3 protein-coding genes are annotated in these 3,524 nt (G+C 60.2%); all 3 read right to left on the bottom strand.

The window, feature by feature from the left end; genetic code table 11:
- Positions 1-148: 148 nt before the first annotated feature.
- Complete coding sequence (locus tag R6U20_RS06160; protein ID WP_410336989.1) at positions 149-745, bottom strand: sodium-dependent transporter; 597 nt, start codon at positions 743-745, stop codon at positions 149-151.
- 255 nt (positions 746-1,000) lie between these two features.
- Positions 1,001-1,636, bottom strand: a complete 636-nt coding sequence (locus R6U20_RS06155) for a MarC family protein (protein ID WP_410336988.1) — start codon at positions 1,634-1,636, stop codon at positions 1,001-1,003.
- Between the two features lie 202 nt (positions 1,637-1,838).
- A complete protein-coding gene (locus tag R6U20_RS06150; protein ID WP_410336987.1) occupies positions 1,839-2,879 on the bottom strand; it encodes a CPBP family intramembrane glutamic endopeptidase in 1,041 nt (346 codons plus the stop codon).
- Between the last annotated feature and the right edge of the window lie 645 nt (positions 2,880-3,524).

Raw genomic sequence — 3,524 nt, 5'->3', positions numbered from 1 at the left:
TTTTAAATCAAACACTCTCTTTTCTTCCCAAAGCTTCATTAGCCAACCAGGAAAATCTCTAAAACCTGATGTGTAAGGAGCAATACTAAGCGCTAGAGTTTGATTCCGCTTTTTACCGGTTGCAAGAAGATAATCAATAAACTCCCAGTTATATTTTCCCTCCGAGCGTAACGGAGCGGAAGATGACCAGCAGGATGAGCACCAGCAGCACGGGCAGCAGGATCTTAGACCACCGCTCAATGCCTTGCTCTACCCCGCCCAAGACGACCAGCAGCGTGATGCCCAGGAATACGCCCAACAGCGTGATGACCATTCCTGGAGACGCGACAAAGGCTTCGAACCCCATGCCGGGCGCAATGATGTCCTTGACGGCGTAGCCGACCGCCCATCCGGCAATGACGCTGTAGTAGCTGAGGATGATGAACCCGGCCAGCACGCAGAAGCCGCCTACAATGAGCCAGGCCGAGCGCTTGCCAACAATCGCCTCAATGGCGCCTACCGGGTTGCGCTGGCTGTTGCGCCCGAGCGAGAGCTCGGCGAACAGGTACGGCATGCCGATGCCCAGAATGCAGGCCAGGTAGACCAGCACAAACGCGCCGCCGCCCCCTTCGCCTGCTAAGTACGGGAAGCGCCAGATGTTGCCGAGCCCAATGGCGGATCCCGCAGCGGCCAAGATAAAGCCGAGGCGCGAGCCCCATTGTTCGCGAGCAGGAGCGTCGAGGGGCGATCCAGATTGCGATGCCATACAGAAGAGCCAGTTAGTCGGGAGGGAACGCCAGACGAAGGTAACGGCGCGGCCAGGGCCACGCCCAAAGCAGTAGGGGCCCGCAGTAGGCGGATGGTGTGCGGATCCTGTCTTGTGTAGATGTGCAAGAAAGTACAAGCACCTAAGGCGTTACGCAATCGTACCAACCCGCTAAGCCGAGGCCCCTCGACGAAGAATCATTCAATTTGCGGCATACGCCCTGTTGTTATGACAAGCCAGCGCCCGATTCCCATGCTACATCGCCTGGATGGTGTTCACAATGCCGGTGCGAATCAGCGCAATGGCGATGGCGGCCAGAAAGAGCGTAGCCACTTTTGCAAAGGCCCGCGCCGCCCCGTTCCCAATAAGCGCAATGAGCGCAGGTCCGAAGTAGAACACCACGTAGGTGATGCCCAGATTCGCCACCAGCGCCACCACCGTGGGGGCGTAGCCCACGCTGTTTTGCAGCACCAGAATAGCGGTGATGGCCGCCGGACCTACAATCAGCGGCGTGCCGAGCGGCACCACGGCCAGGTCGGCGCCTGCGGAGTCGGCATCTGCGGCGTCGCTCTTCCCGGGCTGGCGCGTCAGGTTGCTGAAGAGCAGATCCGTAATCGACAGGACGAGCAGGATGAGTCCGCCCCCAATGCGCAAGTCATCCACGGTAATGCCGAGCGTCTGAAAGATAAACTGCCCCGCGAGCAAGATGACGATCGCAATGCCGAACCCGGTGGCGGTGGCACGCTTCACCAGAGCGCGGCGCGTGGGAAGCGTCATACCCTCGGTGAGTCCCATAAACAGCGGCAGCACACCCAGCACGTTCATGGCTACGAAAATGGAGAGAAAGGATTCGACGTATGGCGTGGTGTTCAGTGTGGGCAGTTCAAGCATGAAGCAACATAGGTTAGAGGGATGCGCAGGCATCTGCGTGCTTGAAAGGCAGGAGGCAGACCCCGCATGAAGTCAGCGTACGCCACGCCGTACCTTGTCGGATGCGGGATGTTTTGCCGCCCCGTCTACCTGCCGACGAACAGCCTGTGGATTTGTCTTCGTTGCAAAGCGGTTGAACGTGGGGGCACGGCGCGCCGTGTCCCTACTGATTCCGGGGCGCATCCGGCGTGTCGTCTGCCGCCGTATCCATGTGCCGTGCCTGAAACGCCTCGATGCGCTCCGACGGCGTAGACGGCCCGTCGGACGGAGCATCGTCAGGCGGACCGACCGGTCCCAGCCGCTTGAGCAGACCGCGCCATGTCCACCCATAGCGACGGCCCATGAGCACCGCAAACACCAGCGCCACCGCGCCCCACGTAACAAGCGTGCCCGGCGTGGGCGCCATCGACTCCAGGCGAATCAGCGCCGGTGTAGTGAGCACCGACTCGGGGAACGTGACGATCACCGTGCCAAACAGATTGTTGCCAATGTGGATGCCCATAGCCAGCTCCAGCCGATCGTCGGCCAGCGCCACCAGCGCCATGAACGCGCCAAAGCCCATGTAATACGCCATCATAAGGCCCGCGCCAAAGCTGGCCACCTCCGGGTTCGCCCAGTGCAGCATCCCGAACAGAGCCGACGACAGCAGGACCGCCGCCCAGCCCGAGCCCAGCGCACGCGCTGCGCCCTGCATCAGGTAGCCGCGCATCACCAGCTCCTCAACGCTGGCCTGAATGGGGATGAGCGTGCCCGCCAGCAGAAGCAGATACAGAAACGGCTTCCATTCAAACGTAATGGCCAATTCCTCCGTCGTCACGAGCGCCTCAATGCCCAGCGTCGCCACCATCAGCCCCATCCACGCCGCCGTGCCCACACCCAGCCGCTTCCAGTCGATCTGCTCCGTAGGCGTAATGATGGAGCGCAAGGGGCGCCGATGAAACACGGGCAGGCACACCGCCAGCACGCCCAGCAGAATGACAAACGGCAGCATGTTGACCCCAAAGAACTGCAGATCCGTGAGCCCAAACGCCTCGGGCGTGGCCGCGCCCGGCTCCATCGGAAAGCTCCCCGACAGCAGCCACACCAGCGCCACCACACCAACACTCCCCACAACGAACGCCCCCACAATAAGCGAGAGCAGCGTCATCAGATACGGCGACCAGCCCGAGCGGCCCATCCAGGCCTGTTGTAAAAAGCGAGACATGGGAGATCCACAAGCTACCAAGGAAGGAGCACGAACGCGTTGCCTCTCCATACGACGCGCAGAAGCGCAAGATGCATAGGCGTCTCGTCATGCGCAGGCCGATACAGTCAAGGTTAGAGGGAAGCCACAGGTCCGCGCCCCGAACGGCCAGATCGAACCGCGCCCCACCATCCCGATGCCCACAGAAAGCGGTACAGCCCGCGCGGACACCCCACGCCCGCCCCACACGCTCCAGTTCGCGGGGATGGCCCCCTTGCCTGCGAATACCACTCGACAGCTTGCACCCGGCTCATCGCTTCGTTATACTTTTATGGTACACCGTGCGCCCACCCGCGCCGTATAACGTGCTATGTCCACTTTGTTGACATAGTACCGGACGGGTTTTGCGTATCGCATTGATTTGCCAGTGCGTTTCCCGGAATTATGGATGCGTGCTATGTCAAGTGTGTTGATATAAGTATAGGTTATGTAGCGCAGACGAGCCTCTCCCAATATGGAAGCTGAAAAGGAATCGAGACGCAGTTGCATCAAGCTTCGAAAAAAGATATGGCGGAGGAATTATCAGAGCGTATTCAGAGAACATACTTATGGGCCTTCCGCAAGCACACAATCCGCGGCGTGTTTGTCTGGACTATTATGATACGG

Source organism: Longimonas sp. (assembly GCF_046498435.1).
Lineage (GTDB): Bacteria > Bacteroidota > Rhodothermia > Rhodothermales > Salinibacteraceae > Longimonas.
The sequence above is the reverse complement of the archived record's forward strand: the minus strand, read 5'-3'. Positions and strand labels throughout refer to the sequence as shown.